The organism is Acidipropionibacterium jensenii (genome assembly GCF_005890135.1).
GTDB classification, from domain to species: domain Bacteria; phylum Actinomycetota; class Actinomycetes; order Propionibacteriales; family Propionibacteriaceae; genus Acidipropionibacterium; species Acidipropionibacterium jensenii.
On the sequence record NZ_CP040635.1, the window covers coordinates 150,141 to 176,719 of the forward strand.

Here is a 26,579-nt window from a genome sequence, read left to right on the forward strand (position 1 = left end):
CCCCGGCCCGGATCTCCCACGACATCACGCGACCTCAACAGTTGTCACGGGAGTGACGCGGCGACCAGAGATCGACCAGAAGCCTCAGCATTCCACCATCGCCCCTGGCCAGAGGCGCATTGTGGGGACGAGCCACCCTGTAAGCCGGGTTCTGTGCTCCCGAAGGAGCGGTGATCATCCATCTGTGAGTGCCGTTGCCGACACCCTCCAGCCGAATGGCTGCGCAGCCTACCCGGACGCTCGGGCGGGCAGCCCTCGAACGCGTCCGCGACCTCTCGGTCTTCTTGGCCTTGCTCCAGGTGGGGTTTGCCCTGCCGTCACCGTCACCGATGACGCGGTGGTCTCTTGCACCGCCGTTTCACCCTTACCGGTCCGAAAACCGGCGGTCTGTTCTCTGTGGCACTGTCCCGCGGGTCGCCCCGGGTGGGTGTTACCCACCACCATGCCCTCTGGAGCCCGGACTTTCCTCGACAGCAATGGCTGCCGCGATCACCCGGGTGGCTCGTCCAGCGGCCAACTCTACAACCCGGAGTCGGCCGTCCGCACCAGAATCCGGTCGCACTCCTCGCAGCGCAGCACCTCGTCCTCGCCGGCCGACGCGAACCGTCGCAGATCGGCAGCATTGATCGTGATCCCGCAGGACTCGCACACCCCGCGGTGGAGTCGGCCGGCACCCTGACCGGTCCGGGTGCGCAGGGTCTCGTAGAGCTTGAGCAGGTCGGCGGGAATCCCGGCCGCCTGGGCGCGACGCTGCTCGGTGAGCTGCTTGAGCTGGCGGTCGATCTCGGCGAAATGGTCATCGCGGGACTTCAGCACCCCGCGGATGTGGTCGTCGAGGGTCAGCCTGCGCCGATCGGCCTCCTCGTGGACCTTCTGGGCGTCCTCGAGACGCTGCATGGCCTCCAACTCGGTGTCCTCCAGGTCCGAGATCCGGCGCTTGAGGTGCTCGATCTCATCGGTGAGACCGACCAGGGCCTTGTGGTCTGACAACAGGCCGTCGTCGACGGTCTTCTGGTTGCGCTCCAGACGGGCCCGGGCAGGTTGCAGGTCGTGCTCGACCTGGGCCTCCTCCTCCTGGGCATCGGAGACCTCGGTGGCCAGTCGGACGACCTCCTCGGCGAGATCGCGTCGCTGGACCGCGAGCTGGGACAGTTCGGCCAGCTCGGGAAGAGTCTTGCGGCGGTGTGCGGTCTGGGCCAGGAGACGATCGGTCTCGGCGACGTCGAGCAGTCGCCACTGCTCCTGCGGTGCGGCTTTCACAGGATTCTGTGCCTCCTACTGAACGGGCGGTGGCGGCTCCACCGTCCACGAACGGGTCCGGCTCAGCCTAGTCGCTCGGCCCCTGTCCCGATGGCGCCGCCGGTCTCCCCCGACCCCCGACCCCCCGTCTCGCACCGGGGATGACCCACGCACCACGGCGGGGAAATATCGGTCGTCGGCCCGGCGGAATGCACCGCCCGAAAAGCCGCGCGCACCGCCCCTGGGCATTGTTACAGCTGAATCACAGCGGTGGACAGAAACAGAATCGCCAGTCAGAACAATTATTCTCCTGCCAACGGGCCGGCACCAGAACGCGACCCCATCACCGTTTCGGAACCCTTCGGGACGGAGCTGAGGGAAGGACATCCCCATGTCAGCGACACCCACCACCCGATCGGTCGTCGGCGGCACCGGCCCGACCGGTCAGGCCCACTCCTCCCATGACCTTCGCCCGCAGCTGCGCCTCCACTCGGTGCTGGCCTTCGGGCTGGCCTACCTGGCGCCGATCATCGTGCTGGGCACCTTCGGGGTCATCTCCGACAAGTCCCACGGCGGCACCGCCGGCTCCTACCTCATCGCCCTGGTCGCGATGCTGCTCACCGCGGCGAGCTACGGCCGACTGTCCCGGGAGATCCCGATGGCCGGATCGGCCTACACCTACGTCCGTCGGATGGTCAGCAACCATCTGGGCTTCCTGGTGGGCTGGGGATCCCTGCTCGACTACGTCTTCATCCCGATGGTGATCTGGCTGATCGGCGCCTCCTACCTCAACGCGGCCTTCCCGGCGGTGCCCGACTGGACCTGGATCCTCATCTTCATCGTCTCCACCACCACCCTGAACATCCTCGGCATCAAGGTGGCCGACAAGGCCAACCTGGTGCTGCTGGCGATCGAGATCCTGGTGATCGCCCTGTTCACCGTCTTCGCGGTCTACGCGGTCCTCCACCACGGACGCAGCCTGATCAGCCTGACCCCCTTCACCGGGACCCCGTTCAACGTCCTCGCCCTGTCGGCCGGCGCCGCCACCGCCGCCTACTCCTTCCTCGGGTTCGACGCGGTCACCACGCTCACCGAGGAGACGGTCGATGCCCGGCGCACGATCCCCAAGGCCATCATGCTGACGGCCCTGGTGGGCGGCGGGATCTTCGTCGTGTCGACCTACTTCACCGAGCTCGTCCATCCCCTGGTGGCGGTCGTCGACATCGACTCGGCCGCCTTCGAGATCGCCAAGAGCATCGGCGGCGCATTCCTGTCGGCGGTCTTCCTGACCGGCCTCATCGTCGGACAGTTCGCCTCCGGGATCGCCGCCCAGGCCTCCGCCTCCCGCCTGATGTTCGCGATGGGTCGCGACGGCGTCCTGCCCAAGCGGTTCTTCGGCGTGGTCTCCAAGCGAACCGGCACCCCGCGCAACGCCATCCTGGTGGTCGCGGTGGTCGGCCTCATCGGCTGCCTGCTCGACGTCAGCACCTCCACCTCGTTCATCAACTTCGGGGCCTTCATCGCCTTCGGGATGGTCAACGTCGCAGCCATCGCGCTGTCGCGCAAGCACGCCTCCGAGGCCCACGGCCCCGGACGCCTGGTCGGCTATGTGCTGCCCGCGCTCGGCGTGCTCGTCGTGTTCTACCTGCTCACCCAGCTCGACACCCCCGCCCTCGTGGTGGGAGGCTCCTGGCTCGTGATCGGAATCGGCGTGCTCACCTGGCTGACCCGCGGGTTCCACCGTCCCCCGCCCGAGATGGGCGACGCTGCGTGACGCAGCGCCACGAGCTGACGGCTCTGGGCGTCCAGGGGGTTCCCGTTCCCATCGGGACTCCTCTGGACGTTTTTGAACGGTCCTGCCGCGACCTCCTGGACCGGCATCCGGGAACCGGGATGCTGGTGTGGCCCGAACTCCACCTGTTCGCCGACGGGGTCCCCGATCGGGCCCGGGAGGCCCGGCTGCGCGCTGCAGCCCAGCCTCTGGACGGCCCCCTCATCGCCGGTCTGGCCGCCATCTCGCGGCGTCTCGGCGTCTGGCTCATTCCGGGCAGCGTCTGCGAACGGGGCCCCGAGGGCGCCCTGTTCAACACCTCGGTCGTACTCTCCCCCGATGGCGATCTCACCGCCAGCTACCGCAAGATCTTCCCCTGGCGGCCCACCGAGCCGTACACCCCGGGGGATCGGCTGTGCGTCTTCGACATCGCGGGGGTCGGCCGCCTCGGGCTGTGCATCTGCTTCGACTCGTGGTTCCCCGAGATCTCGCGGAACCTGGCCTGGTTGGGCGCCGAGACGATCATCAACCCGGTGAAGACGACGACCCCTGACCGGCCTCAGGAGATGGTGATCGCCCGGGCCAACGCGATCACCCAGCAGGTCAACTTCCTCACCGTCAATGTCGCCGGACCCGTCGGGGTCGGCGTCTCGGCGCTGTTCGGCCCCGAGGGGGAGCGGATCAGCGGGATCGACGACGACCGGCCCGGATCCTTCGAGGCGGTGCTCTCCTCGGACCGGGTGCACCGCACCCGCCGCGAGGGCACCGCCGGGGTGACCCGTCCGTGGGACTTCTTCCGCCCCGGCGACTCCCCGGTGGACCTGCCGGCCTACCGGGGGACGATCGACCCGGCGTCCTGGAACCGAATCTGATTCCTGGACGCCGGGCCGATGGAGTGGCTCCGGCGGGTTGCCGCCGGTGTGTCGGGACCGGTCAGCGGGAGGCTGCGGCCACGAACAGGTCGAGAGCCTCGTCCAGCAGATCTGCCGGAATGACGAGGGAGGGCAGGAACCGCACGCAGTTGCCGTAGATCCCGCAGGTGAGGACGATGACCCCCTCGTGCAGCAGCTCCGAGGCCACCTGGCCGGCTCGGGCCGCATCGGGCTCCTTGGTGCCGGGCTTGACGAACTCGACGGCCATCATGGCCCCGCGCCCGCGCACGTCCCCGACCGAACCCGATCCGACCAGCGGACCGACCTTGCTGCGGATCGCGGACTCGATGGCGCGAGCGCGAGCGGGCAGGTCCCACTCCTTCATGGTCTCGATGGCACCGAGGCTGGCTGCGCACGAGATCGGGTTGCCGCCATAGGTGCCACCGAGGCCGCCGGCCTGGGCGCTGTCCATGATCTCGGCGCGGCCCGTCACGGCCGCCAGCGGGAGCCCTCCGCCGAGCGCCTTGGCGGTGGTGATGAGGTCGGGCTCCACGCCCTCGTACTCGCAGGCGAACCACTTGCCGGAACGGCAGAAGCCGCACTGGATCTCGTCGAGGATGAAGACGATCCCGTGCTCGTGGCACCATGCCTGCAGGGTCGGCAGGTACCCCTCCGCCGGGACGATGAATCCGCCCTCGCCCTGAATCGGCTCCTGCAGCAGACAGGCGAGATGATCGGCGCCGACCGTCGTCTCGAGGTAGTCGATGGCGCGCTGGGCGGCCTGCTCACCGGTGATCGGCTCGGGCTCGCGGAACGGGTTGCTGCTCGGGAAGTGGTAGATCTCCGGGGCGAAGGGCCCGAATCCCACCTTGTAGGGCATCGCCTTGGTGGTGAGTGCCATGGTGAGGTTGGTCCGGCCGTGGAAGGCGTTCTCGGCGACCGCGACGGCGGCCCTGCCGGTCGCGTGACGGGCGATCTTGATGGCGTTCTCAACGGCCTCGGCACCCGAGTTCACCAGCACCGTCTTCTTGGCGAAGGTTCCGGGGGTGAGCTCGGCCAGCTGCTCGCAGACCGCCACATAGCCCTCGTAGGGGGTGGTGGCGAAGCTCGAGTGGGTGAAGTTGGCCACCGCCTCCTGGACGTTGTGGACGACGTGCGGGGCCGAGGCTCCGACGCTGGTCACGGCGATGCCGGCGCCGAGGTCGATGACCGAGTTGCCGTCGGCGTCGACCAGGACGCCGCCGTCGGCCTGCGCGACGTAGAACGGGGACGATGACGAGACACCCTTGGCGACCACGGCATCGCGGCGAGCCGCGAGCTCCTTGGACCGGGGACCGGGGAGCGCGGTGACCAGCCGACGCTCCTGGGCGAGGTGATAAATCGGATCGGCCATGAAAAGTACTTCCTCTGCCATCGAACGATGGGTGTCGGGATGCGACACCCCTGTGTGAATAATCGCACGACTCACATCCTTCCGCGCCACCACCTCAGCCAATGAAACGCCAGCGCTGAATTGTGACATTTCTGACATTTCTTGGGGGTTCGTCGAGACGCCGCGACTAGAATCGGCAGCGGCGGCCGACCGGCCGCCCTCACCATTCTGACCCTGAGGCGGGGACATATGACAGAGGTCCAGTCGACGACCAACAGCTCTTCGACGGGAGACCGGCACACCGAGGAGGACGCCGCCGCACAGCTGGCGGTGGCCGAGGAGCAGAAGCTGCCCAAGCGGCAGACCCCTTTCTCCCAGGCGTTCGTCGACTTCATCCCGACCGGATGGGCCCCCTACGACACCGCTCCCGAGCAGCAGCTCGACTCGGTGCCCTCGGCCACCGCGCACCGCGATGCGCTGGCCGCCCGCTTCCCCGGGGAGCGCCTGGTGATCCCGGCGGGCACCCTGGTGCGCCGCAACAACGACTGCGACTACCCGTTCCGGCCCAACAGCGCCTTCGCCTACTACACCGGGCTGGGCACCGACCGGGAGCCCAATGCGGTGCTCGTCGTCGACGGCTCCGCCGAGAGCCGCGACGTCCTCTACTTCAAGCCGCGCGCCCCCCGCACCGACCGTGAGTTCTACGCCGACCCGACCTATGGGGAGATGTGGGTCGGCAAGCGGGAGTCGCTGGCCGAGATGTCGGCGATGACCGGCCTGGAGTGCCGCGACATCTCCCGCCTCCAGGAGGCCGTCTCGGCGTCCGACCCGCAGGTCAGGGTGATCCGCGATGCCGACCCGGGAATTACCGAGACGGTGGACTCGCTGCGTTCGACCGGTTCCGAGGAGGCCGACCAGGAGTTCTACGAGGCCACCTCGGCGGCCCGGTTCTGCAAGGACGAGTGGGAGATCGGACAGCTGCGCCAGGCCTGCCGCAAGTCCAAGGTCGGGTTCGAGGCGATGATCGAGCAGATTCCCGCGGCCGTGGCGAACGGCCGCGGAGAGCGCTGGCTGGAGGGAACCTTCAACCTGCACGCCCGCCATCTCGGCAACAACGTCGGGTACGGGTCCATCTGCGCCGCCGGCGACAACGCCAACACCCTGCACTGGATGCGCAATGACGGGGACCTGAGGCCCGGGGAGCTGGTCCTCATCGACGCCGGCATCGAGGTGGACTCGCTCTACACCGCCGACATCACCCGCACCCTGCCGGTCTCAGGCCGGTTCTCGCCGGCCCAGCGAAAGGTCTACCAGGCGGTTCTGGAGGCTCAGGACGCCGCAGCGGCGGTGGCCCGGGTCGGCCACGACCACCGGGAGATCCACCAGGCGGCGATCCGGGTGATCTGCGAGTACCTCGCCGAGTGGGGGATCCTGCCGGTGTCGGTCGACGAGGCGCTGTCCCCCGAGGGCGGCCAGTTCCGCCGCTGGATGGTGCACGGCACCAGCCACCACCTCGGCCTGGACGTCCACGACTGCTCGGAGGCGGCCCGCAAGGACTACTCCGGGCCGCTGAAGGCGGGCATGACGGTCTCCGACGAGCCCGGCATCTACTTCAAGAAGAGTGATCTTCTGGTGCCCGAGGAGTTCCGCGGTATCGGGATCCGGATCGAGGACGACATCCTCATCACCGACGGCGACTGCGAGTGGCTGTCGAAGGACACCCCCCGCCAGATCGACGAGGTCGAGGACTGGATGGCCGAGATCTGGGGTCGCAGCACCAAGTAGTGGCGAGGGCCGGGGGTTGCCAGGGGGTCGTCCCCCGGACCCTCACCCCATCCAACGGGCCAGCGCGGCGGACCCCAGCCACCCACCGAGCCCCCGCCCGGGGGTTGCCAGGGGGGTCGTCCCCCGGCTCAGTCAGACAGCATCGCGCATGGTGCCGGTCATCACGAGGTTGAGGATCAGCACGGTGCCCACCGCGTGCACCACGGCCAGCCCATCGTTGGCCCCGGCGGCGGCGATGACCACCCCGACCACCAGCACCACGACAACGAGGGCGGCCAGCAGCAGGTCCCAGAGGTTGACCCGGTGACGCAGCCGCATCACGACCAGGCCGATGGTGAGCAGCTCCCCGACGGCCATCACCGCCTGCTGGACGGCCCATCCGGCCAGCGGGGCGTCCCCGACGCCGCGGACGAACAGCGCCCACCCCATGCACCGGGTCAGGGAGCTGGAGCCGGCCACCAGCACGGCGCCGACATGGGCCGCCATCAGGGTCACGACGGCCGCCACTCCCCATCTCACCCGCGGCCGCCACGTCCAGCCGGCTGCGGGATGGCGGGTGACGAACCAGGCGCGCCACATCGCACCCATCGCGATCAGGGCGGCGAGCAGGTCCAGGGAGGCCTCGACGCTGTTGATACCCCATTTGATGGTCATCATCCCGAACACCCCGGAGGTCAGCGCCCCCAGCAGGGCGATGACGGGCAGCACCACGAGTGCGTGGTTGCGACGTCGGTGGGCCACGCCGGCCAGCACCGAGGCGACCGCGAACAGGCCGATACTGCTGGAGATCACCCGGTGGATGAACTCGACCACCGGCTGGGTGTGGGCGCTGGGGGTGAGTTTCCCGACGTAGCAGCCCGGCCAGTTGGGACACGACGCGCTGGCGTCGGTCGCGCACACCGTCGAACCCAGCGCCAGGGTGATGGTGATGAGCACCGCGGTGAGGGCGAAGAGCACCTGCATCCAGCGCGGCGCCGGTTCTGTCGGACTCCCGGGGATGCTCGACGGGCGGCCGTTTCCGGATGTCTTCGCGTGTGCCATGGGTCTTTCCTCGCCGGCGGACAGGTCCCTGGCATCCTTGCATCCGCCCGCCATCGCCCCGCCGCCGGGGGTCCGGCGAACCTCTCGGCGGGGTCCGGCTCAGCCCTCAAGCGCCTGAATCAGGTTCAGCTCCCGGCAGCGGGGGTCGGGCTCAGCCCTCGAAGGCGCGGGCCCGGAACTCGGGCATCGCGTTGACGATCTCGCGGGCCTTCGCGGCGACCTTGTGCTCGGCGAGCACCTCGTAGTGGGTGGCCACCACCTGCTGGACGGAGTCGAAGTCGCGCCGGCCGCCGGTCATCGAGTAGCCGATCGCCGCGGTGATGATTCCGATCACCACACCGATCAGCAGACCGGTGATGAGCATGGTGAGGAAGTTCCCGGAGGATCCGGTGAAGAAGGCCAGCATCAGGCCGACGAGCAGGCCGGTGCCCAGTCCGGAGACCGCCCCCTGCCCGAGCACGCTCCCCCAGGTCTTGCGCCCGGTGACCCGCTCGACGGTGCGCAGATCGGTGCCGACGATGCACAGGTTCTCGACCGGGAACTCCTGGTCGGAGAGGTGGTCGACGATCTTCTGCGCGGTCTGGTAGTCGTCGACGACGATGACCGACTGCGGGTAGTCGAGCTGTAGAAGGGACGCCGGAACGTGCTGCCCAGCCATGATGGACCTCCTGAGGTGGTGACACCTCCACTCTACGAAGCACCGTGGGCGCTGGAAACCACGGCGCCCGCCGCGAACCACCCCGCTCATTGCGATCCACCCTCTCCTCGGGAACCACAGTGCCTCCCCCACTCGGCCACCGGGTGCCTGGCCGCGGGGCGCGTGTCGCCGATTCTCCGCGACTTGTAGATTGAGCGGGTGAGCAGGTCGTCCGCAGTATTCATCTCCCGGTTGCGGGGTCTTCCCGTGCTCGACGCCGCCGGTGACCAGGTGGGGAAGGTCCGAGACGTCGTCATCCAGCTGCGTACCCAGGGCCGAGCACCCCGAGTGCGCGGACTGGTGGTGGAGCTCTTCGCGCGACGCAAGATCTTCGTGCCGATGCCCCGGGTCCATGCCATCGACGTCAACCAGGTGATGATCGCCGGCACCGTCGACACCCGGGTCTTCTCCCGGCGCGAGGCCGAGACCCTGGTCGTCGATGACCTGTTCGACCGCACCTTCACCCGGGATGGCTCCCCGGTGAGCATCTTCGACGTGGCGATGAGATCGGTGCGCACCCACGACTGGGAGATCTCCCAGGTGGCGGTGACCCCGGCCGGCGGCCACAACCGGTTCACCTCGCTGCGCAAGCAGGCTCTGTCGACGATCATCGTCGACTGGGACGAGGTGCCCGCCCTGGTGATGATGGGACGTCAGTCCACCGAGCGGACCGTCGCCGAGATGCAGGACATGAAACCCGCCGATGTTGCACGGGAGCTCCACGACATGTCGCCGAGACGCCGTGCCGAGGTCGCCAAGGCCCTCGACGACGACCAGCTGGCCGACGCCATCGAGGAACTCCCCGAGGACGAGCAGGTGTCCCTCATCCTCATCCTGGATCCGGAACGGGCCGCCGACATCCTCGAGGAGATGGACCCCGACGACGCCGCCGACCTGGTCCAGGATCTTCCCGACAATCTGGCCGAGAGACTCCTGGCCAGGATGCGCCCCGAGGACGCCGAGGACGTCCGCAACCTGCTGGTCTACGACGACTTCACCGCCGGCGCCATGATGACCCCCGAACCGGTCATTCTCGGCCCCGACGCCACCGTCGCCGACGCCCTGGCGAAGGTCCGCAGTGAGGACATCACCCCGGCCCTGGCCTCGATGGTCTTCGTCTGCCGACCTCCCCTGGACACCCCGTCGGGGCGCTACCTGGGAGTGGTCCACGTCCAGCGGCTGTTGCGGGAACCGCCGTCGACGATGGTCTCCCTGCTGCTGGACACCGACCTTCAGCCGCTGGCCACCGACACCCCGGTGGGCGCCATCAGCCGGTACTTCGCGACCTACAACCTGGTGGTCGCCCCGGTGGTCAACTCCGGCAGGGAGTTGGTCGGGGCGGTCACCGTCGATGATCTTCTGGACCACCTGCTGCCGGCCGACTGGCGCGGCGACCAGATGGATGGACAGCTGGCAGGAGTGAGACGTGGCTGATCACGAGCGCGACCGGGAGCGGACCCGCGACGACATGCGTCTGGACCTGCCGGGCCCCCGCACCGGACGCCGGATGCCGCGGGTCCAGCTGGACTCCGAGACTTTCGGGCGGTTCGCCGAGTCGGTGGCCCGGTTCATGGGCACCGCCAAGTTCATCGTCTACATGACGATCATCGTGATCGTCTGGGTGACCTGGAACCTGGTGGCCATCTTTCGGCTGCGCTGGGACCCCTACCCGTTCATCCTGCTCAACCTGTTCTTCTCCACCCAGGCGTCCTACTCGGCACCGCTCATCCTGCTCGCCCAGAACCGGCAGGAGGACCGTGACCGGATGTCGATGGCCGAGGACCGTCGGGTCACCGTCCAGAGCCGCTCCGACATGGACTTCCTGGCCCGCGAGGTGGCGGCGATCCGGATGCAGATGGGCGACCTGGCGACCCGCGACTACATCCGTTCCGAGATGCGCGACGAGCTGCAGGACCACCTGCGGGAGGAACTCAAGGCGGCCCTCGCCGACCTCGACGGGAACCCGGAGGATGAGGACTCCGAGCAGGCCGCCAGCACACCCGAGCGGCACGACTGAGACGGCCGGTCCGGGGGCGTTCCGCCAAGGGCGGAACTCCCGTCCTCCGGCGGTCAGCTGCGACGGTCTGTAGTGCACACCTGTGGCAACGACTTGCCGGGCCATTCTGCGGCATGTAGACAGAACACATGAGCACCGAGAATCCCCTGGTCCCGCTCATCCGCGAGGCGCTGGCCTCCGTGGTTGATCCGGAGATCAGGCGTCCCATCACCGATCTCAACATGGTCGATGAGATCACCGTCGACGAGTCCGGACGCGCCTTCGTGCGAGTCCTGCTGACCGTGTCGGGATGTCCCCTCAAGACCGAGCTGCGGGAGAGCGTCACCGAGGCCGTCCAGGGCATCGAGGGAGTCTCCGGTGTGCACGTCGAGCTCGGCACGATGTCCGACGAGCAGCGCGACGCCCTCAAGGTGCAGCTGCGCAACGGCGTCCCGGAGCGGGTCATCCCCTTCGCCGAGCCGGGCAACATGACCAAGATCATCGCGGTGGCCTCCGGCAAGGGCGGCGTCGGCAAGTCCTCGGTGACCGTCAATCTCGCCCTGGCGCTGGCCGCCCGCGGTCGCAACGTCGGCCTGCTGGACGCCGACATCTACGGCCACTCCATCCCCGACATGCTCGGCGTCGGCGAGGCACGTCCCACCCCGCTGGACGACCTCCTGCTGCCGGTGCCGGCCCTCGGCATCAAGACCATCAGCGTGGGGATGCTCAAGCCGAACCGCTCCGATGTCATCGCCTGGCGCGGACCGATCCTGGACCGGGCCCTCACCCAGCTGCTGGCCGACGTCCACTGGGGCGATCTGGACTACCTGCTCATCGACCTTCCGCCGGGCACCGGAGACATCGCGATGAGCCTGGGCCAGAAGCTCCCGAATGCCGACGTGCTGGTCGTCACCACCCCGCAGCCGGCGGCCTCCGAGGTCGCCGAGCGGGCCGGCACGATGGCCGGCATCATGCAGCAGCAGGTGATCGGGGTGGTGGAGAACATGTCCTGGCTCGAGACGGTCTGCCCGCACTGCGGCAAGAGCCACCGGGTCACCCTGTTCGGCGAGGGAGGCGGCCGCGCCGCCGCCAACGCGCTGTCCAAGCGGCTGGGCACCGAGGTGCCGCTGTTCGGCCAGATTCCGCTGGACCAGCAGGTGCGGGTCGGCGGGGACGACGGCGACCCGATCGTGCTGTCCCACCCCGAGTCCCCGGCAGCCCAGGCCCTCACCGAGCTGGCCGAGGGTCTCGACTCCCGTCCGCGCGGACTGGCCGGAATGCACCTGGGGGTCACCCCGGTCGCCAACTGAGCACGCACCAGGCTGACACGGTTCGGCCCCGCCACGATGATCGTGGCGGGGCCGAACCGCATTCACGGCCTGCTGGCAGGCGCTGTGTTCACGACGTTGCTTCAGCCGATGCCGTGCTCGGGAGTCCGTGGGTGGGGGGACCTGTCAGGTCGCCTCGGAGTCGAAGGGGACCGGCACCGATCCCAGGGCCACCGTCCTGGCCGCCGGCTCATTGGCCGAGCTCGGGGACTGCGGCGCATCGGCGGTCGCGGTCTGGAAGTCGTTGATGCTGGAGTCCAGGTCGTTGCGAACCCCCTCCAGGTCGGCCTTGATCCCGTTGATGTCGTCCTGGAAGTCGTCCATGACGTACTTGCGGACGAAGGTCTTCGGGTTGAGGTCGGTGATCTGGAGGTCGGCGTACTTGGGGCCCAGATCCTCACGCAGCTGGTCGCGCGTGGAGTTGGCGATGTTCTTGAGGAAGTGGAAGACCCGGGCGGCCTTGCGGGCCATGTCCGGCACCTTGTCGGGTCCGAACATGACGACGCCGATGAGAATGAGGACCGCAAGTTCGGTCGGACTCATCATGGACATGGTGTCAGGATAGTCCGTCGGGACGGTCCGGCCGCTCCCCGATCAGCATCGGGGCGCCTGTCTCACAGCCCGGCGGCGTCCAGGACTGCGGCGAAGGTCTCCGCCTGGGACCGGGTTGCCGGGACCAGCGGTGCGCGAACGCCCCCGACCCCGAATCCCTGGTGGGCGAGCCCGGCCTTGACCATCACGACCCCCTGGGCGGCGAAGACGCCGGTGAGGACGGGCAGGATCTGCCGGTAGACGGCGAGGCCCTCCTCCCTGCGCCCGGCCAGGTAGTGGTCGACGAGCTGGTGCATCGACCGTCCGGTGAAATGGGTGGAGGTGCCGATCACGCCGACGGCGCCGAGTGACAGCAGAGCCGGGGTGATGGCGTCGTCCCCCGAGTAGTAGGACAGGTCGGTGGCGGCCATCACCTGGGCGGACTCGACCACCTTGCCCTTGGCGTCCTTGACGGCCACGATGCGGGGGTGCTCGGCGAGTCTGATGAAGGTCTCCGGGGCGATCGCGGTGCCGGTGCGCCCGGGAATGTCGTAGAGCATCACGGGCAGGTCGGTGGCATCGGCCACCGTGGTGAAGTGGCCCACCAGGCCGTCCTGGGAGGGCTTGGAGTAGTACGGGGTGACGACCAGCAGGCCGTCCGCCCCGGCCCGCTCGGCCTGCCGGGCCAGTGCCACGGTGTGTCGGGTGTCATTGGTCCCGACCCCGGCGATCACCTGGGCACGGTCCCCCACCGCCTGCCGCACGGCGCGGACCAGGGCGGACTTCTCCTCGTCGGTGGTCGTCGGCGACTCGCCGGTGGTGCCGTTGACGAGCAGCGAGTCATTGCCCTGCACGTCGACGAGCCGGGTTGCCAGCTCCGCGGCACGGTCGAGATCCACTTCCCCATCGGGGCTCATCGGAGTCACCATGGCCGTCAACACACGGCCAAAGATGGGATCGGACATGACGTGCCTCCTGGTTGGCAATGGACACGGCTCCTCGGCCGCCGACCATGTTGTCGACCACCATCGTAACGAGGGCTGCACCGGCTACGCTGGGGGCCGTGAGCGAAGCAATCGAGTTCCCGACCGGTCCGGATCGGCGATCCTGGGAGTACGCCGACGGTTTTGTCGCCGTCTCGGAGCCGGTGGAGGCTGCCCACGAGGCAGCCGGTGAGGCCGGCTGGACGCCGGTCGGCAACGGCACGGCCACCTTTCTCACCTTCCTCGCCCGGTCGATCGATGCCCACGCGGTCGTGGAGATCGGCACCGACGCGGGTGTCACCGGACTGTCCCTGCTCGAGGGGATGTCCGAGCACGGGGTGCTCACCAGCATTGATGTGGAGGCCGATCGTCAGGACGCCGCGCGCCGGTGCTTCCAGCGCGCCGGGTTCCGCTCCAACCGGTTCCGGCTCATCTCGGGGGTGCCGCTGAGCGTCTTGCCGAAGCTGCGGGACGGCGCCTACGACCTGGTGCTGGTCAACGGGGATCGCCTGGAGTACGTGGAGTACGTCTCCCAGGCCCTGAGACTGCTGCGCCACGGCGGGATCGTCGTGGTCAATGACGCACTGGCCGGAAGTGCGGTCGCCGACCCGGACAATGAGGACGACGAGACCCTCATCATCCGCGAGGCCCTGGACTTCGTCGCCGACTCCGAGGAGTTCCTGCCGGTCCTCCTGCCGGTCGGCGAGGGGCTCCTGCTGGCCGCCAAGGCGTGAGGCTGCTGGGGGTACTCTGAGCCGCGGCGCGCGGACCACCGCCGCAACCGGCCGAAGGAGCACCCACGCAGATGTCCAGCAACGGAGTCGACAACCCCGAGAAGTGGCGTCGCGGCACAGCCATCGAGATGATCGTCTCCGGGGCGATCGGACTGGTGGCCTCCTTCGTGCTGTCCATCGAGGCGTGGAAGCTGGCGAAGAACCCGCACGCGATCTTCACCTGCGACGTCAACTCCGTGCTGTCCTGCTCCACGGTGGCGCTCACCTGGCAGGCCCGGGTGCTCGGTTTCCCCAACGCCTTTCTGGGGATCATGTTCGAGGCCGTGGTGCTCACCATCTCGGTGGCGACCTTGGCCGGTGTGCGCTTCCCCCGCTGGTTCATGCTGTGCGTCGAGGGGGTCTACTGCATCGCCCTGCTGTTCGCCTGGTGGCTCTTCCTGCAGTCCTACTTCGTGATCAGGGCGCTGTGCCCGTGGTGCCTGCTGATCACCATCACCACCACTCTGGTGTGGGCCGGACTCACCCGGATCAACATCCATGACGGGTCGATCCGGGTCCGCGACGGGGTGCGCGAGTTCGTCAACTACAACACCGACTGGTGGGTCACCGGGCTCGTCATCCTGGTGATCCTGGCGATGGTCGCGATCGAACTCATCCCCGCCCTGATCTAGGCGGGGACTCCCCCCGCTACGAGGGGGTGCAGGGGGAGTCGCCTCCCCCGCCCCTGACAACAGCGCAGGTGGCCAGCGCGACGAACGCCGACCACCCGCAGAGCCCCCGCTACCAGGGGGTGCAGGGGGAGTCGCCTCCCCCGCCTCGAACACTCAGTACGGAACGGTCACACCCTTGCCGACGACGGTCACCCCGGCCGGTGAGACGGTGAATCCACGGGCCCGGTCGTGCTCATGGTTGACGCCGACCTGGGCGCCGTCGGGGACCACGACGTTCTTGTCGAGGATGGCCCGGTGGACGGTGGCGTTGGCGCCGATCCGGACATTGTTCATGAGGATCGACTCGTCGACCCGGGCCCACCTCTCGACCCGGCTGCGGGGTCCCAGAATGGTCCGGTAGATGTCGGTTCCCGAGATGATGCAGCCGGCCGAGACCAGGCTGTCGTCGCAGGTTCCGCGCATCACGAACTTGGCACCGGGGGCCTGCACCTGACTGGTCCAGATCGGCCACTCGGTGTTGTACAGGTTGAACTCCGGCTCCACCGAGACCAGGTCCATGTGGGCCTCGTGGTAGGCGTCGATGGTCCCGACGTCGCGCCAGTAGTCGGCGTCCTTCTCGGTGGCTCCGGGGACCTGGTTGTCCTTGAAGTCGTAGACCTGGGCGTCACCGGCATTGACGAACCGCGGAATGATGTCGCCGCCCATGTCGTGGCGGGCGTCGGGAGCGTTCGAGTCGTCGTAGAGGGCCTGGACCAGGGAGTCCCGGCTGAAGATGTAGTTGCCCATCGAGGCGAATGACTCGTCGGGAGAATCGGGAAGGCCGGGCGGGTCGGCGGGCTTCTCGAGGAACTCCTTGATCTTGTGGTCCTCGCCGGCGTCGATGATGCCGAATGCCGACGCATCCTTGCGCGGCACCCGGATGCCCGCGACGGTGCATCCCATCCTGGAGTCGATATGGGCCTCGAGCATCTGCTCGACATCCATCCGGTAGATGTTGTCGGCCCCGAAGACGACGACATAGTCGGGGTCCTCGTCATTGATGAGGTTCAGAGACTGGAAGATCGCGTCGGCGCTGCCCTGGAACCAGCGCGGCCCCAGACGCTGCTGGGCGGGCACCGGGGTCACGTAGTTGCCGAGCATCGTGCTCATCCGCCACGCGATCGAGATGTGACGGTCCAGCGAGTGCGACTTGTACTGGGTCAGCACCGCCGTCTTGGTGAGGTCGGAGTTCGCGAGATTGCTCAACACGAAATCGATCAGTCGGTAAGTCCCGCCGAAGGGGACTGCGGGCTTGGCGCGGTCCATGGTCAGGGGCATGAGGCGCTTGCCCTCACCACCGGCCAGGACGATGGACAGCACCTTCGGACGCGTCATTGCCATGGCCTGAACTTATTCCCCGAAACAGGCGTTGACAACCGGAATGGTGAAACTGACGCCATCCGTTCACAATGTGTCGCAGCAGCCCCCGGACCGCAAAGACATGTGGGACGATCTGGGCATGCTCGTCTCCATCCTGACTCGTGAGTACCCACCGACCATCTACGGCGGAGCGGGGGTCCACGTCGCCCAGCTCGTGCCCCAGCTGCGCAAGTTCATCGACGTCGACGTGCAGTGCATGGGCGAACCCCGCGAAGGTTCGACCGCCCACCCCGAGACCTTCCCCGAGGGAGCCAATCCGGCGCTGCGGGTCTTCGGCGCCGACCTGTCGATGACCGCCGCCGTCCCCGAGGACGTCGAGCTGGTCCACTCCCACACCTGGTACGCCAACCTGGCGGGGCTGCTGAGCAGCGTCTACCACGACATCCCGCACGTCATCAGCGCCCACTCCCTGGAGCCCGACCGGCCGTGGAAGGCCGAGCAGCTGGGTGGCGGGTACCGACTGTCCTCCTGGGCGGAGCGCACCGCCTATGACGCCGCCGACGCCATCATCGCGGTGAGCTCCGGGATGCGCCGCGACGTGCTGGCCGCCTATCCCGAGCTCGACCCGGACAAGGTGCACGTGGTGCGCAACGGCGTCGACACCGACGAGTTCCACCCGGTCACCGAGACCGACGTGCCCGAGCAGATCGGGATGGACCCGAACTCCCCCTCGGTCGTCTTCGTGGGCCGGATCACCCGCCAGAAGGGGCTGATCCACCTGGTGCGCGCGGCCGCCGACCTCGATCCCGACATCCAGCTCGTGCTGCTCGCCGGTGCCCCGGACACTCCCGAGGTCGCAGCGGAGTTCCACGAGGCCTTCGCGAGGGTGCAGAAGTCGCGCCGGGCGCCGGTCATCTGGATCCAGGAGATGCTCCCCCGCGCCAGCGTCCGTCAGGTCCTCTCGGCGGCCACCGTCTTCGCCTGCCCCTCGGTCTACGAGCCCCTGGGCATCGTGAATCTGGAGGCGATGGCCTGCGGCACCCCGGTGGTCGCCTCGGCCGTCGGAGGGATCCCCGAGGTCGTGGTGGACGGAGAGACCGGATTCCTGGTCCCCGGCGTCCCGACCGACGAGTCGACCCCCGAGCAGGTGGCCACATTCGAGCACGCCTTCGCCGAGCGGCTCAACGAGCTGGTGGCCGATCCCGCCAGGGCGAAGGCCTTCGGGGCTGCGGGCAGGCAGCGCTGCATCGACGAGTTCGACTGGGAGCGGATCGCCGAGCAGACCATCGACGTCTACAAGGCGGCCATCGCGCGACACAACTCCTGAGAGACGGACAGAAGACAGACAGAAGCAGCGGGGGTCACAACCGAATTCGGTTGTGACCCCCGACTGCCGAGATACCGGTTCCGCGCGGCGGAAAGCAGATCAGCCGACGACGTCCTTCAGGCAGGCGAACAGCTCGCTGGCCTCATCTGAGCTGAGCTCGACCACCAGGCGACCGCCGCCGTCGACCGGCACGCGCATGACGATGCCGCGCCCCTCCTTCGTGACCTCCATAGGACCGTCGCCGGTACGCGGCTTCATAGCTGCCATGTCACTCATCCTCGCTCACTGGTCAGTGGTAACACCCCTATTATTCCGTATTCGTCGCGGTTCCGCTGACCGGCGGGGGCTGATCCTCGCCCGGGGCCTGGGACTGCGGGCTCTCCTCGGACTCCCCACGCCGTGCCGCAGCGCGGTCGGCGGGGAGTTCGTCGGGCATCTGCATCTCGACCGCCATCCGTGCCAGCAGGGCATCCACCTGGGCCATCGAGTACCCCCGGGCGACGACGTCGAAGCGCACCGCACGCAGGTCATCGGGGGTCAACCGGTCGGCCGGCAGGTCGGGGGCGGGCCGGTCGTCGACCACCGCCGGCACGGCGCCGAACCGCCCCGAGGAGGCCATCACGGCGGCGCCGATGATGACGATGACGACCGCGCACAACACCCACACCATCACCGACTCCTCACGATCACGTGGTTGACGACCTGCTGGAGATCATCGCTGCAGATGAACATCTTCAGATCGTCAGGGGAGATATTGCCCTCGGCGAGGGTGGACTGGCGCACCCACTCCCACAGGCCGCGCCAGTAGTCACGGCCGACCAGGGCGACCTGGGCATGGGTCTTCTTGCCGGTCTGGGCCAGGGTCAGGCTCTCGAACAGCTCGTCGAAGGTGCCGTAGCCGCCGGGCATCACGATGAATCCCTGGGCGTACTTCACGAACATCATCTTGCGCACGAAGAAATAGCGGAAGTTGATCCCCAGATTCACCCACCGGTTGAGGGAGGACTCGAAGGGAAGCTCGATCCCCAGTCCCACCGAGACCCCGCCGGCCTCGGCGGCACCGCGGTTGGCGGCCTCCATGGTGCCCGGTCCACCGCCGGTGATCACCGCCATCCCGCGCTCGGCGCACATCCTGCCCAGTTGGCGGGCGGCCTCGTACATCGGGTGGTCGGCCGGGGTCCGGGCCGACCCGAAGATGGTCACCGCCGGTCCCAGGCCGGCGAGAGTGTCGAAACCCTCGACGAACTCGCTCTGGATGCGTTGGACCCGCCACGGGTCGGTGTGCACCCAGGCCGCGTCGGCACCGCCGTCCAGCAGGGCCTGGTCGGTGGTCGTGGGACGCACATAGGGTCCCCGTCGAATCACCGGCCCCAGCACCTGACGATCCTCGCCGGGCCTGGGGCGTCCCCAGTCGCTCTCGAAGGACCGCGAGACGCCGTCCTCCACCGTGCTCTCGCCGATCCGGTCGTGCCCGGTCTCACCGGTCTCGATCCGACCGTCTCCGGTCTGGTCGTGCCCGGTCCGGTTCTCGTCGCCCTTCCCGGCGTCGTGATCGCTCACCGCGCCGCCTCCCCGCTGCCGTCCAGCCAGCCGCCCAGGGCGGATGCGCACTCGTCGAGAGCGGCCACCCGGCAGCACTCGTCGGCCTTGTGGGCGCACAGCGCATCACCCGGTCCGAAGTTCAGGGCCGGGATCCCCAGTCCGAAGAACCGGGCGACGTCGGTCCAGCCGTACTTCGGCAGCGGCTCGGTGCCGACACCGTCGACGAAGGACCTGGCCAGCGGTCGGTCGAGTCCGGGCCGGGCCGGATCCGACAGGTCGAGCACCTCCATCGGCCAGCCGTCGAAGAGCCGTCGCATCTGCGCCTGCGCCTCGGCGGCGCTCTTGTCGGGGGCGAAGCGGTAGTTGATCTGAACGACCGCCCGGTCGGGAATGACATTGCCGGCGACTCCGCCGGAGACCATGGTCGCGTTGAGGCCCTCGTGATAGGTCAGTCCGTCGACCTCCACCAGCGGGTCGTGGCCCTGCCAGTCCCGCAGGATCTCCAGGATCGGCCTGAGATCGTGGATCGCATTGTGGCCCGTCCAGGAGCGCGCCGAGTGGGCGGCGGTCCCCAAGGTCGTGAGGGTGAATCGCATGGTGCCCTGGCAGCCGCCCTCGACCCGCCCGTCGGTGGGTTCCATCAGGATCGCCAGATCGGCCTCCAGAAGGTCGGGCCGCTGGGTGGCGATGAGCCCCAGGCCGTTGTACTCGGCGGCGATCTCCTCGGCCTCGTAGAACACCCAGGTGACGTCCTTGGCAGGCTCGGTGAGACGGGCGGCCAGCCACAGCGCCACGGCCACCCCGCCCTTCATGTCGCAGGTACCGCGGCCCACCAGGTAGTCCCCGTCGGGGCGGTGCTCGAGTCGCGAGGGCAGGTTGTCGACCACCGGGACGGTGTCCAGGTGTCCGGCCACCAGCACCCGTTCCGGGCGTCCCAGGGTGGTGCGGGCGACCAGGCTGTTGCCGATCCTGGTGACCTCCAGATGGGCCAGTCCGCTCAGTGCCGCCTCCACGGCGTCCGCCAGTTCCTTCTCGTGCCGGCTCACCGACTCGCAGTCGACGATCTGCCGGAAAAGGGCGTGAAGGTCCCCGAGGTCAAGTGCCATGGCCCGAATTCTAGTGGGCGGGGTGTGTGGGTGCGGTCATCTAGAGTGGCTTCATGACGAGCAGCACGATGAACCCCGCCCGCACAGCCTGGGGCTGGGGGCTCGCCACCGTCCATGACGGCGGCGAGATCCTTGACACCTGGTTCCCCCACCCGGCCCTGGGCGCCCCCGAGGAGGGCGAGGCCCGGCCGAGCTCACCGCGGCGGCCCACGCCGACCCGGTTCGCGAGGTCCACCAGGAGGTGGTGCGCACCGTCATCGATCTCGATGCCGCCCCGGCCGATGTCTCCGACGCCTACCTGAGGCTCCACGTGCTGTCCTGGCGGCTGGCCGCCCCGCGCACCATCAATCTGGACGGCATCTTCGCCGTCCTGCCCAACAACGTCTGGACCACCACCGGTCCGCTGCGCGTGGAGGACTACCCAGCGGCCTCGCTGCGGGCCCGCACCGCCGGCGCCCCGTTCACCGTTCTGCTCATCGACAAGTTCCCGCGGATGACCGACTTCGTGGTCCCCAGCGGGGTCCGGATCGGCAATGCCGACCGTATCCGACTGGGCGCCCATCTGGCCGAGGGGACCACCGTGATGCACGAGGGGTTCGTCAACTTCAACGCCGGCACCCTGGGCACCTCGATGGTCGAGGGCCGGGTCTCCCAGGGAGTGATCGTCGAGGACGGCTCCGACATCGGGGGCGGTGCCTCCATCATGGGCACCCTCTCGGGCGGCGGCAGGGAGCAGGTCACCATCGGCAAGGGATGCCTGCTCGGCGCCGAGGCCGGAATCGGGATCTCGCTGGGCGACAACTGCGTCGTGGAGGCCGGCCTCTACGTCACCGCCGGGACCAAGATCACCCTGCCGGACGGTTCGGTGACCAAGGCCCGCGAGCTCTCCGGATCCGACAACATCCTGTTCATCCGCGACTCGGTCTCCGGCGCGGTGCGCGCTCTGGGACGCAAGGGCGCCTCGGTCACGCTGAACTCCGCTCTGCACAAGAACTGACCTCTCGTGGCACGCAGGTCGGCTCCCCGCAGGGCCATCCGATCCCCACGCCGTTGGCTTCGTTCGCTGGCGGCGCTGGTGGTGACCCTCGCCCTGCTCGCCGGGCTGGGGTACGGCGGATGGCGGGTCTGGCAGAAGGTCGACCCGCTGTTCAACGTGCCGGTCAACGAGGGCTGCCAGACGACGGTCGGGGGCAACAGCTACACCCTGGACCTGGAGCAGTCGGGCAATGCCGCGATCATCGTGGCGGAGTCCATCCGACGGGGGCTGCCGAGCCGGGCCGCCACGATCGCCCTGGCCACCGCCATGCAGGAGTCCGGGCTGCGCAATCTCGACTACGGTGACCGCGACTCCATCGGCCTGTTCCAGCAGCGTCCCTCCCAGGGGTGGGGCACCCGGGCCCAGATCAAGGATCCGTGGTACTCCAGCGGCAAGTTCTACGACGAGCTGGTCAAGGTGGCCAACTGGCAGACCGAGGACATCAACGACGCCGCCCAGTCGGTCCAGAAGTCCGGGGTTCCCGACGGGTACCGCAAGCACATCGATGCCGCGAAGGCCTGGGCCAGCACCCTCACCGGCAACTCTCCCCGGGCGCTGAGCTGCGTCAACCGGTCCACCGATGCCGGTCGGGCCGGCGCCCTGGCCGCCACCACGGTCAAGGGGCTGGCAAACCGGGCGACGGTCACGGCCAAGGGCACCACGGTGACGGTGCGCAGCACCGACGCCACCCTGGTCTGGGCCGGGGTGGCCCTCACGATGGCCAGCACCGACACCGCGCCGATCGCCTCGGCGACGGTCGGGACCGCCGGATGGACGCTGGACCCCAAGCAGTTCGCGGCCTGGTCCACCTCGACCGGACCCTCGTCCAGCCCCTCGGGAACCACCTCGGCGACCACCGGGACGGTGAAGGTGCGAGGCTGAGACTCGGGGGCCGGACACGTAATGTGTCAGGCACCACCGAGGAAAGAGCATCGTGGACCTCAAGATCGACAGGCGGACGGTCAGCCGGACGATCGGCCGAATCACTGCCGCCGTGCTGCTGCCGGCACTCCTGACGGCCTGCGCACATCCGGCCGCCACCTCCCCCACGAGCAGCCCGCCGCCCTCCGGTGCACGGCCGGCGCCGTCGTCCCCGCCGATCCTCAGGTCCCAGCTCGCCGCACTGGTCGCCGACTCGGGGGTGGACCTTCAGATCGTGGTGGCCGGCACCGGTTCCACCGCGACCAGCGTCGGCAAGGTCGACCAGGACACCGCTTGGTCGACGATCAAGGTGCCCATCGCGATCGCCGCGATGACCACCGGCTCACCGGACCCCGATGACGTTGAGCAGGCGATCTCGGTGTCCGACAACGACGCCACCATGCACCTGTGGAGCCTGCTGGGCGAGGGCACCGGGGCGGCCGACACCGTCCAGAAGGTCATCAGCCGGCTCGGAGACTCCCGCACCGTCGTCCTGCCCGATGACGACGCCGGCCCCGACCAGCCCTTCGGGATGACCCGGTGGAGGGCCACCGACCAGCTGCGGTTCACCGAGGGACTGGCATGCGCCACCGACGCCGCGAGTGCCCGGGTGCGCGGCCACATGGCCCGGATCGATCCCTCCGAGCAGTTCGGTCTGGCCGGGATCCATCCCTCGATGGTCAAGGGCGGGTGGGGTATCGAGGACGACGGGGACTACACCATCCGCCAGATGGCCGTTCTCCCCCACGGCGGCGGCTACTCGGCGGTGGTCTTCATCGCCCAGGGACCGCAGGGCGACGTCGACCGGACGGTCGCCACCCTCCGGACCTGGTTCACCGCGCACCGCGACGACCTGCCCCTCAGACGCTGCCCCCGCTGACCGGTCCTCGGCAACAGGGTGAGCGGGGGCGCGCCCTCCGGAGCGCCCCCGCTCGACCGCAGGTCTCAGTTGCCGCTGGACAACCGTCGGGCCGCCTCGACGATCCGGTCGTCGGGGGCGGTCAGTCCGATCCTCACGTGGTCGCTGTGCCCCTCGACGTAGAAGTCTCCCGGGGAGCACAGGATTCCCCGCTCGGCAAGCCAGTCGAGTGTCTCGCGGCAGTCCTGGCCGCGGGTCGCCCACAGGTAGATCGATCCCTCGGAGTGGTCGATCCGGAATCCGGCTCCGGCCAGAGCCGGCATCAGGACCTCGCGGCGACGTCCGTACCGTTCGCGCTGCTCGGCCACCTGGCCGGCGTCACCCAGGGCGACCCTCATCGCCTCGGCGATCGGGGCCGGGACCATCATCCCGGCGTGCTTGCGGATCGCCAGCAGCTCGGAGGTCAGTGCCGGATCGCCGACCACGAATCCCGCCCGGTAGCCGGCCATGTTCGACCGCTTCGACATCGACATGCAGCTCAGCAGTCCGCCGATGTCGCCGTCGCTGACGCGGGTGTCGAGCACCGAGACGGCCTCGACCTGCCAGGAGAACTCTCCGTAGCACTCGTCGGAGGCCAGCACTGCACCGGTGCGCCGGGCCAGCTGCACCCAGGCGCGCATCTCGTCGATCGACAGCACCCGCCCGGAGGGATTGGCCGGCGAGTTGATCCAGATGAGATCAGGTTCACCCTCGACCCGGTCGGGGTCGTCGGTCACCTGCACCCGGGCACCGCATAGCAGGGCGCCGACCCGGTAGGTCGGGTAGGCGCACTCCGGGATCACGATCAGGGAGTCCGGGCCGAGCCCGAGCTGACTCGGCAGGGAGGCGACCAGCTCCTTGGTGCCGATCACCGGGAGCACCGACTCCTCGGTGAGCTCGCGGGCTCCCCAGCGGCTGGTCATGTGCTCCAGGATGGCGGCGCGCAGGGCCGGGGTTCCCCAGACCTGCGGGTAGCCGTGGGCGTCCGATGCGGCCGCGAGGGCGTCACGAACGGGGCCGGGGGTCGGGTCCACCGGGGTTCCCACCGACAGGTCGATGAGCCCTCCGGGATGCTCGGCGGCCCGCTCCTTGGCCGCCCGGATGGTGTCCCACGGGAAGGTGGGCAGGGATGCCGAGACCCGCCTGCGGGTACCCCGGTCGAGGGCGGAACTCATTCGCCCTGCGGGGGAAGCGCGGCGACCTCCGGCGGATCCTTGTGGGTCGGCCCGAGCCGGGCGGCACCGCCCGGGGAGCCCAGGTCGTCGAAGAACTCGGTGTTGATCCGCAGGAAGTCCTGCTGCTCGTCGGGCAGGTCATCCTCGTAGTAGATCGCCTCCACCGGGCAGACGGGCTCGCAGGCGCCGCAGTCCACGCACTCCTCGGGGTGGATGTAGAGGCTGCGCTCACCCTCGTAGATGCAGTCGACCGGGCACTCCTCGACGCAGGCACGGTCCTTGACGTCCACGCAGGGCAGACCGATGACGTAAGTCATGTCGCTCTCCTTGGTATCTCTTGGAAATCCGGTGACCCATGGGGGCCGTCGGTCACGATCGACCCCACTCTATCCTCTCTCCACTACAGCGTGTCGTGCCGATTCCGCGGGCGTGGGAGTCCCCGGGCCGGCCGCAGCCCGGACTACTGGCAGATGACCTCGTCGGTCGGGTCGTAGCGCCAGAAGAAGTTCTCCTTCCTGGCCACCGCCCCGTCGCGCCAGAACAGCCGCGAGTAGTTCACGTCGAATCCCGGGGAGGGGGACTGCGGGTGGCAGTCGGCGTCGGTGGAGGTGACCGTGCGTCCGTAGGCGTAGTTCGATCTCGCCAGCTCGCTGGAGGTGATTCGCTGCCAGGTCGGGGTGGACCAGATCCGCACCGTGATCGATCCGCTGCCGTCGACCGGGGCCTTGCGGGTGAAGGCCTGGACGAGGACCCCGTAGCGGGTGTCGTTGCGGAACTTGAGGTCGAGCTTTCCGTAGTAGAGGGTGGCCTCCCGGCCGGCCGGGTACCGGGAGAAGTACAGCGAGTGCGGATGGTGCTCGACGTCGGTCATCCCGGCGAAGAAGGCCGCGTTGAAGGTGGTGGTCGCAGACTGGGAGATGCCGCCGGCCGACTCGCGCTTCATGACGCTTCCGGAGATCACCCATCCCTCGACGTAGCCCTTGTCCGCGGTGCGGGGACCCAGCACTTTGTCCATGCTGAAGGTCTGTCCCGGGGCCAGGTAGGTGTTGTTGATGGTGTTGGCGGCGATCGTGAGGTTCGTGTTGCGGTAGGGGGCGTAGGGGAACTGGGTGGTGAACTCCCCGATCACCCGGTTGACGCCGGCCTTGCGGGCGTCCTCGGTGCTGAACCGGGCCGGCACCGCGGTGATCTGTGCGGTGCCGGTGCGCTGGGCGCCGGTCCGGACCAGGGCCGGCTGAACCGCTTTGGTGAACTCGGCCAGGCTGATTCCCCGGCCGTCGACCGAGGGCCGGATGGTGGGTTTTCCGCCGGAGATGAGGATTCTCGCGTCGGTGCCCTGGGTGAGGCCGAGCCGGTCCCGGCCGGCCTGGGTGGAGCGGTACAGGGATGCCATGTCGGTGGTGACCTTCACCGTGCCGCCGGCGGTGCGCACCGAGGTGGCCGCGGCGATCTGCTCCGCGGACACCGCGACGTCCCCCTTGTCGGTGGTCACCGTCACCGGCCCGGAGACGGTGGGTCGCAGGGTGGTGGAGACGGCCTGCTGGACGGCCTTGTCTGTGATCGCCGGATCCTTGCGGATGACGGTGGCAGCCATCGGTTCGGAACCGTCGGTCGGCCAGCCGTCGGCGATCGTCTGTGCGGTGGCGGCGGTGTCGAGGGTCCGGCCGGTCACCGCGCCGGTGGTGAGGATGCGGGTGCCCTTGAGGGTGACCCCGGCGTCCCGGGGGCTCACCGCGAACCGGCTGGACGCAGCGGTGACCGCGGCATCGAGCGCGGTCCGGTCGACGGCGGTCACCAGCGGGACCCGTCCTCCCCCGTGCAGGGTGTTCCAGATCACCCGGGGGTTCCAGGAGTTTCCGGGATCCACCTGCGCCATGGTGGCCGGCCAGTCGACCGACAGACCTGCGGAGGCCGGTCTCACCGCGACCACGGTCCTCCCGTCGGCTATCGGGACCTCCCTGGACAGGGTCGGGGCGAGGGCCGTCCGGGCCTTCTGGAGAGCCTGGTCGGAGGACAGCCCGCCGACGGCCACGCCGGAGATCTCGGTGCGGGCGGGCAGGGTGTCGGTGGTCATCAGATGACCGACCAGGTATCCGCCGGCCAGCACCACGGCGAGACCTCCGAGGCCGATGCCGACCATCCGGCGGCCGCGCCGCGAGGGGTGTCGGATGGTCTCGTCGGTGCTGTCGCTCACG

25 protein-coding genes, 1 other RNA gene and 1 pseudogene are annotated in these 26,579 nt (G+C 68.9%); 12 read left to right on the plus strand and 15 right to left on the minus strand.

The window, feature by feature from the left end:
* Nucleotides 1-124: 124 nt before the first annotated feature.
* An RNA gene (gene rnpB, locus FEZ32_RS00705) (RNase P RNA component class A) lies at nt 125-505 on the minus strand.
* 14 nt (nt 506-519) lie between these two features.
* Nucleotides 520-1,260: a zinc ribbon domain-containing protein gene (locus FEZ32_RS00710; protein ID WP_138679663.1), complete on the minus strand. Its 741-nt coding sequence runs from the start codon at nt 1,258-1,260 to the stop codon at nt 520-522.
* Between the two features lie 370 nt (nt 1,261-1,630).
* Between FEZ32_RS00710 and FEZ32_RS00715 the strand changes: the two genes are divergently transcribed.
* Both FEZ32_RS00715 and FEZ32_RS00720 read left to right on the plus strand, forming a co-directional pair.
* Nucleotides 1,631-3,013, plus strand: coding sequence for an APC family permease (locus tag FEZ32_RS00715; protein WP_097799143.1), 1,383 nt, complete (start codon nt 1,631-1,633; stop codon nt 3,011-3,013).
* Nucleotides 3,010-3,882, plus strand: coding sequence for a carbon-nitrogen hydrolase family protein (locus FEZ32_RS00720; RefSeq protein WP_175415685.1), 873 nt, complete (start codon nt 3,010-3,012; stop codon nt 3,880-3,882). Before FEZ32_RS00715 ends, FEZ32_RS00720 begins: the two co-directional genes overlap by 4 nt.
* 61 nt (nt 3,883-3,943) lie before the next feature.
* On the opposite strand, the gene gabT is transcribed toward FEZ32_RS00720, so the two are convergent.
* Nucleotides 3,944-5,275 (minus strand): 4-aminobutyrate--2-oxoglutarate transaminase, encoded by a 1,332-nt coding sequence (gabT, locus tag FEZ32_RS00725; protein WP_097799145.1) that lies wholly within the window; start codon nt 5,273-5,275, stop codon nt 3,944-3,946.
* Nucleotides 5,276-5,503: 228 nt separating this feature from the next.
* Here gabT and FEZ32_RS00730 point away from each other — a divergent pair, with 228 nt between their 5' ends.
* The gene (locus tag FEZ32_RS00730; RefSeq protein ID WP_138679664.1) at nt 5,504-7,039 is read left to right on the plus strand and encodes an aminopeptidase P family protein; all 1,536 of its coding nucleotides are present in this window, start codon (nt 5,504-5,506) and stop codon (nt 7,037-7,039) included.
* Between the two features lie 132 nt (nt 7,040-7,171).
* Here FEZ32_RS00730 and FEZ32_RS00735 read toward each other — a convergent pair whose 3' ends face one another.
* Both FEZ32_RS00735 and FEZ32_RS00740 read right to left on the minus strand, forming a co-directional pair.
* Nucleotides 7,172-8,002: a COX15/CtaA family protein gene (locus tag FEZ32_RS00735; RefSeq protein WP_138680801.1), complete on the minus strand. Its 831-nt coding sequence runs from the start codon at nt 8,000-8,002 to the stop codon at nt 7,172-7,174.
* Between the two features lie 229 nt (nt 8,003-8,231).
* The gene (locus FEZ32_RS00740; protein ID WP_028702756.1) at nt 8,232-8,738 is read right to left on the minus strand and encodes a YflT domain-containing protein; all 507 of its coding nucleotides are present in this window, start codon (nt 8,736-8,738) and stop codon (nt 8,232-8,234) included.
* A 198-nt stretch (nt 8,739-8,936) separates the two neighbouring features.
* On the opposite strand from FEZ32_RS00740, the gene FEZ32_RS00745 reads away from it, so the two are divergent.
* From FEZ32_RS00745 to FEZ32_RS00755, 3 genes are all read left to right on the plus strand, one after another.
* Nucleotides 8,937-10,211 carry a magnesium transporter MgtE N-terminal domain-containing protein gene (locus FEZ32_RS00745; protein ID WP_138679665.1) on the plus strand — a complete coding sequence of 425 codons (1,275 nt, stop codon included), beginning with the start codon at nt 8,937-8,939 and terminating at the stop codon, nt 10,209-10,211.
* A gap of 34 nt (nt 10,212-10,245) precedes the next feature.
* Entirely contained in the window at nt 10,246-10,794 is a 549-nt protein-coding gene (locus FEZ32_RS00750; protein WP_097799897.1) for a DUF1003 domain-containing protein, read from the plus strand.
* Between the two features lie 128 nt (nt 10,795-10,922).
* Complete coding sequence (locus tag FEZ32_RS00755; protein ID WP_138679666.1) at nt 10,923-12,083, plus strand: Mrp/NBP35 family ATP-binding protein; 1,161 nt, start codon at nt 10,923-10,925, stop codon at nt 12,081-12,083.
* A gap of 144 nt (nt 12,084-12,227) precedes the next feature.
* Here the strand turns inward: FEZ32_RS00755 and FEZ32_RS00760 are convergent, their stop codons facing one another.
* Together FEZ32_RS00760 and dapA are read right to left on the minus strand one after the other, a co-directional pair.
* Complete coding sequence (locus FEZ32_RS00760; RefSeq protein WP_097799149.1) at nt 12,228-12,653, minus strand: sec-independent translocase; 426 nt, start codon at nt 12,651-12,653, stop codon at nt 12,228-12,230.
* 62 nt (nt 12,654-12,715) lie between these two features.
* Nucleotides 12,716-13,597, minus strand: a complete 882-nt coding sequence (gene dapA / locus FEZ32_RS00765; RefSeq protein ID WP_097799150.1) for a 4-hydroxy-tetrahydrodipicolinate synthase — start codon at nt 13,595-13,597, stop codon at nt 12,716-12,718.
* An 89-nt stretch (nt 13,598-13,686) separates the two neighbouring features.
* Here dapA and FEZ32_RS00770 point away from each other — a divergent pair, with 89 nt between their 5' ends.
* Nucleotides 13,687-14,349 (plus strand): O-methyltransferase, encoded by a 663-nt coding sequence (locus FEZ32_RS00770; RefSeq protein WP_414973646.1) that lies wholly within the window; start codon nt 13,687-13,689, stop codon nt 14,347-14,349.
* A gap of 71 nt (nt 14,350-14,420) precedes the next feature.
* On the plus strand, nt 14,421-15,020 hold the full coding sequence (locus tag FEZ32_RS00775) for a vitamin K epoxide reductase family protein (protein ID WP_138679667.1): 600 nt from the start codon (nt 14,421-14,423) through the stop codon (nt 15,018-15,020).
* A 153-nt stretch (nt 15,021-15,173) separates the two neighbouring features.
* Here the strand turns inward: FEZ32_RS00775 and glgC are convergent, their stop codons facing one another.
* Nucleotides 15,174-16,400 carry a glucose-1-phosphate adenylyltransferase gene (gene glgC / locus FEZ32_RS00780; RefSeq protein ID WP_138679668.1) on the minus strand — a complete coding sequence of 409 codons (1,227 nt, stop codon included), beginning with the start codon at nt 16,398-16,400 and terminating at the stop codon, nt 15,174-15,176.
* Between the two features lie 118 nt (nt 16,401-16,518).
* Between glgC and glgA the strand changes: the two genes are divergently transcribed.
* Nucleotides 16,519-17,706: a glycogen synthase gene (gene glgA / locus FEZ32_RS00785; protein WP_138680802.1), complete on the plus strand. Its 1,188-nt coding sequence runs from the start codon at nt 16,519-16,521 to the stop codon at nt 17,704-17,706.
* Nucleotides 17,707-17,805: 99 nt separating this feature from the next.
* On the opposite strand, the gene FEZ32_RS00790 is transcribed toward glgA, so the two are convergent.
* The 4 genes from FEZ32_RS00790 to dapE form a co-directional block, all read right to left on the minus strand.
* Entirely contained in the window at nt 17,806-17,973 is a 168-nt protein-coding gene (locus FEZ32_RS00790; RefSeq protein WP_071161704.1) for a DUF3117 domain-containing protein, read from the minus strand.
* Between the two features lie 40 nt (nt 17,974-18,013).
* Nucleotides 18,014-18,376: a DivIVA domain-containing protein gene (locus tag FEZ32_RS14120; protein ID WP_138679669.1), complete on the minus strand. Its 363-nt coding sequence runs from the start codon at nt 18,374-18,376 to the stop codon at nt 18,014-18,016.
* Complete coding sequence (locus tag FEZ32_RS00800; protein ID WP_051238218.1) at nt 18,376-19,083, minus strand: LOG family protein; 708 nt, start codon at nt 19,081-19,083, stop codon at nt 18,376-18,378. The genes FEZ32_RS14120 and FEZ32_RS00800 overlap by 1 nt, the downstream gene beginning before the upstream one ends.
* Before the next feature lie 179 nt (nt 19,084-19,262).
* Nucleotides 19,263-20,354 carry a succinyl-diaminopimelate desuccinylase gene (dapE, locus tag FEZ32_RS00805; RefSeq protein WP_097799154.1) on the minus strand — a complete coding sequence of 364 codons (1,092 nt, stop codon included), beginning with the start codon at nt 20,352-20,354 and terminating at the stop codon, nt 19,263-19,265.
* Between the two features lie 53 nt (nt 20,355-20,407).
* On the opposite strand from dapE, the pseudogene dapD reads away from it, so the two are divergent.
* The 3 genes and pseudogenes from dapD to FEZ32_RS00820 all read left to right on the plus strand — a co-directional run bounded on the left by dapD (nt 20,408) and on the right by FEZ32_RS00820 (nt 23,191).
* Nucleotides 20,408-21,351 (plus strand): annotated as a pseudogene (dapD, locus tag FEZ32_RS00810) (2,3,4,5-tetrahydropyridine-2,6-dicarboxylate N-succinyltransferase).
* 6 nt (nt 21,352-21,357) lie between these two features.
* Nucleotides 21,358-22,272 (plus strand): hypothetical protein, encoded by a 915-nt coding sequence (locus FEZ32_RS00815; protein WP_414973635.1) that lies wholly within the window; start codon nt 21,358-21,360, stop codon nt 22,270-22,272.
* A gap of 52 nt (nt 22,273-22,324) precedes the next feature.
* Nucleotides 22,325-23,191 (plus strand): serine hydrolase, encoded by an 867-nt coding sequence (locus FEZ32_RS00820; protein WP_138679670.1) that lies wholly within the window; start codon nt 22,325-22,327, stop codon nt 23,189-23,191.
* Nucleotides 23,192-23,256: 65 nt separating this feature from the next.
* Here the strand turns inward: FEZ32_RS00820 and dapC are convergent, their stop codons facing one another.
* From dapC to FEZ32_RS00835, 3 genes are all read right to left on the minus strand, one after another.
* The gene (dapC, locus tag FEZ32_RS00825) at nt 23,257-24,384 is read right to left on the minus strand and encodes a succinyldiaminopimelate transaminase (protein WP_138679671.1); all 1,128 of its coding nucleotides are present in this window, start codon (nt 24,382-24,384) and stop codon (nt 23,257-23,259) included.
* Entirely contained in the window at nt 24,381-24,701 is a 321-nt protein-coding gene (gene fdxA / locus FEZ32_RS00830; RefSeq protein ID WP_028702742.1) for a ferredoxin, read from the minus strand. Before fdxA ends, dapC begins: the two co-directional genes overlap by 4 nt.
* A 143-nt stretch (nt 24,702-24,844) precedes the next feature.
* Nucleotides 24,845-26,578, minus strand: a complete 1,734-nt coding sequence (locus tag FEZ32_RS00835) for a VanW family protein (protein ID WP_097799159.1) — start codon at nt 26,576-26,578, stop codon at nt 24,845-24,847.
* Between the last annotated feature and the right edge of the window lies 1 nt (nt 26,579).

Excerpts from the sequence above, each read along its gene's own strand:
- FEZ32_RS00735 (WP_138680801.1), bottom strand. The coding sequence starts at position 8,002 with ATGCAGGTGCTCTTCGCCCTCACCGCGGTGCTCATCACCATCACCCTG.
- FEZ32_RS00730 (WP_138679664.1), top strand. The coding sequence starts at position 5,504 with ATGACAGAGGTCCAGTCGACGACCAACAGCTCTTCGACGGGAGACCGG.
- fdxA (WP_028702742.1), bottom strand. The coding sequence starts at position 24,701 with ATGACTTACGTCATCGGTCTGCCCTGCGTGGACGTCAAGGACCGTGCC.
- FEZ32_RS00775 (WP_138679667.1), top strand. The coding sequence starts at position 14,421 with ATGTCCAGCAACGGAGTCGACAACCCCGAGAAGTGGCGTCGCGGCACA.
- FEZ32_RS00790 (WP_071161704.1), bottom strand. The coding sequence starts at position 17,973 with ATGGCAGCTATGAAGCCGCGTACCGGCGACGGTCCTATGGAGGTCACG.
- FEZ32_RS14120 (WP_138679669.1), bottom strand. The coding sequence starts at position 18,376 with ATGGTGTGGGTGTTGTGCGCGGTCGTCATCGTCATCATCGGCGCCGCC.
- FEZ32_RS00750 (WP_097799897.1), top strand. The coding sequence starts at position 10,246 with ATGCGTCTGGACCTGCCGGGCCCCCGCACCGGACGCCGGATGCCGCGG.
- glgC (WP_138679668.1), bottom strand. The coding sequence starts at position 16,400 with ATGGCAATGACGCGTCCGAAGGTGCTGTCCATCGTCCTGGCCGGTGGT.
- dapC (WP_138679671.1), bottom strand. The coding sequence starts at position 24,384 with ATGAGTTCCGCCCTCGACCGGGGTACCCGCAGGCGGGTCTCGGCATCC.
- FEZ32_RS00740 (WP_028702756.1), bottom strand. The coding sequence starts at position 8,738 with ATGGCTGGGCAGCACGTTCCGGCGTCCCTTCTACAGCTCGACTACCCG.
- gabT (WP_097799145.1), bottom strand. The coding sequence starts at position 5,275 with ATGGCCGATCCGATTTATCACCTCGCCCAGGAGCGTCGGCTGGTCACC.
- dapA (WP_097799150.1), bottom strand. The coding sequence starts at position 13,597 with ATGTCCGATCCCATCTTTGGCCGTGTGTTGACGGCCATGGTGACTCCG.
- dapE (WP_097799154.1), bottom strand. The coding sequence starts at position 20,354 with ATGGCACTTGACCTCGGGGACCTTCACGCCCTTTTCCGGCAGATCGTC.
- glgA (WP_138680802.1), top strand. The coding sequence starts at position 16,519 with ATGCTCGTCTCCATCCTGACTCGTGAGTACCCACCGACCATCTACGGC.
- FEZ32_RS00715 (WP_097799143.1), top strand. The coding sequence starts at position 1,631 with ATGTCAGCGACACCCACCACCCGATCGGTCGTCGGCGGCACCGGCCCG.
- FEZ32_RS00755 (WP_138679666.1), top strand. The coding sequence starts at position 10,923 with ATGAGCACCGAGAATCCCCTGGTCCCGCTCATCCGCGAGGCGCTGGCC.
- FEZ32_RS00760 (WP_097799149.1), bottom strand. The coding sequence starts at position 12,653 with ATGTCCATGATGAGTCCGACCGAACTTGCGGTCCTCATTCTCATCGGC.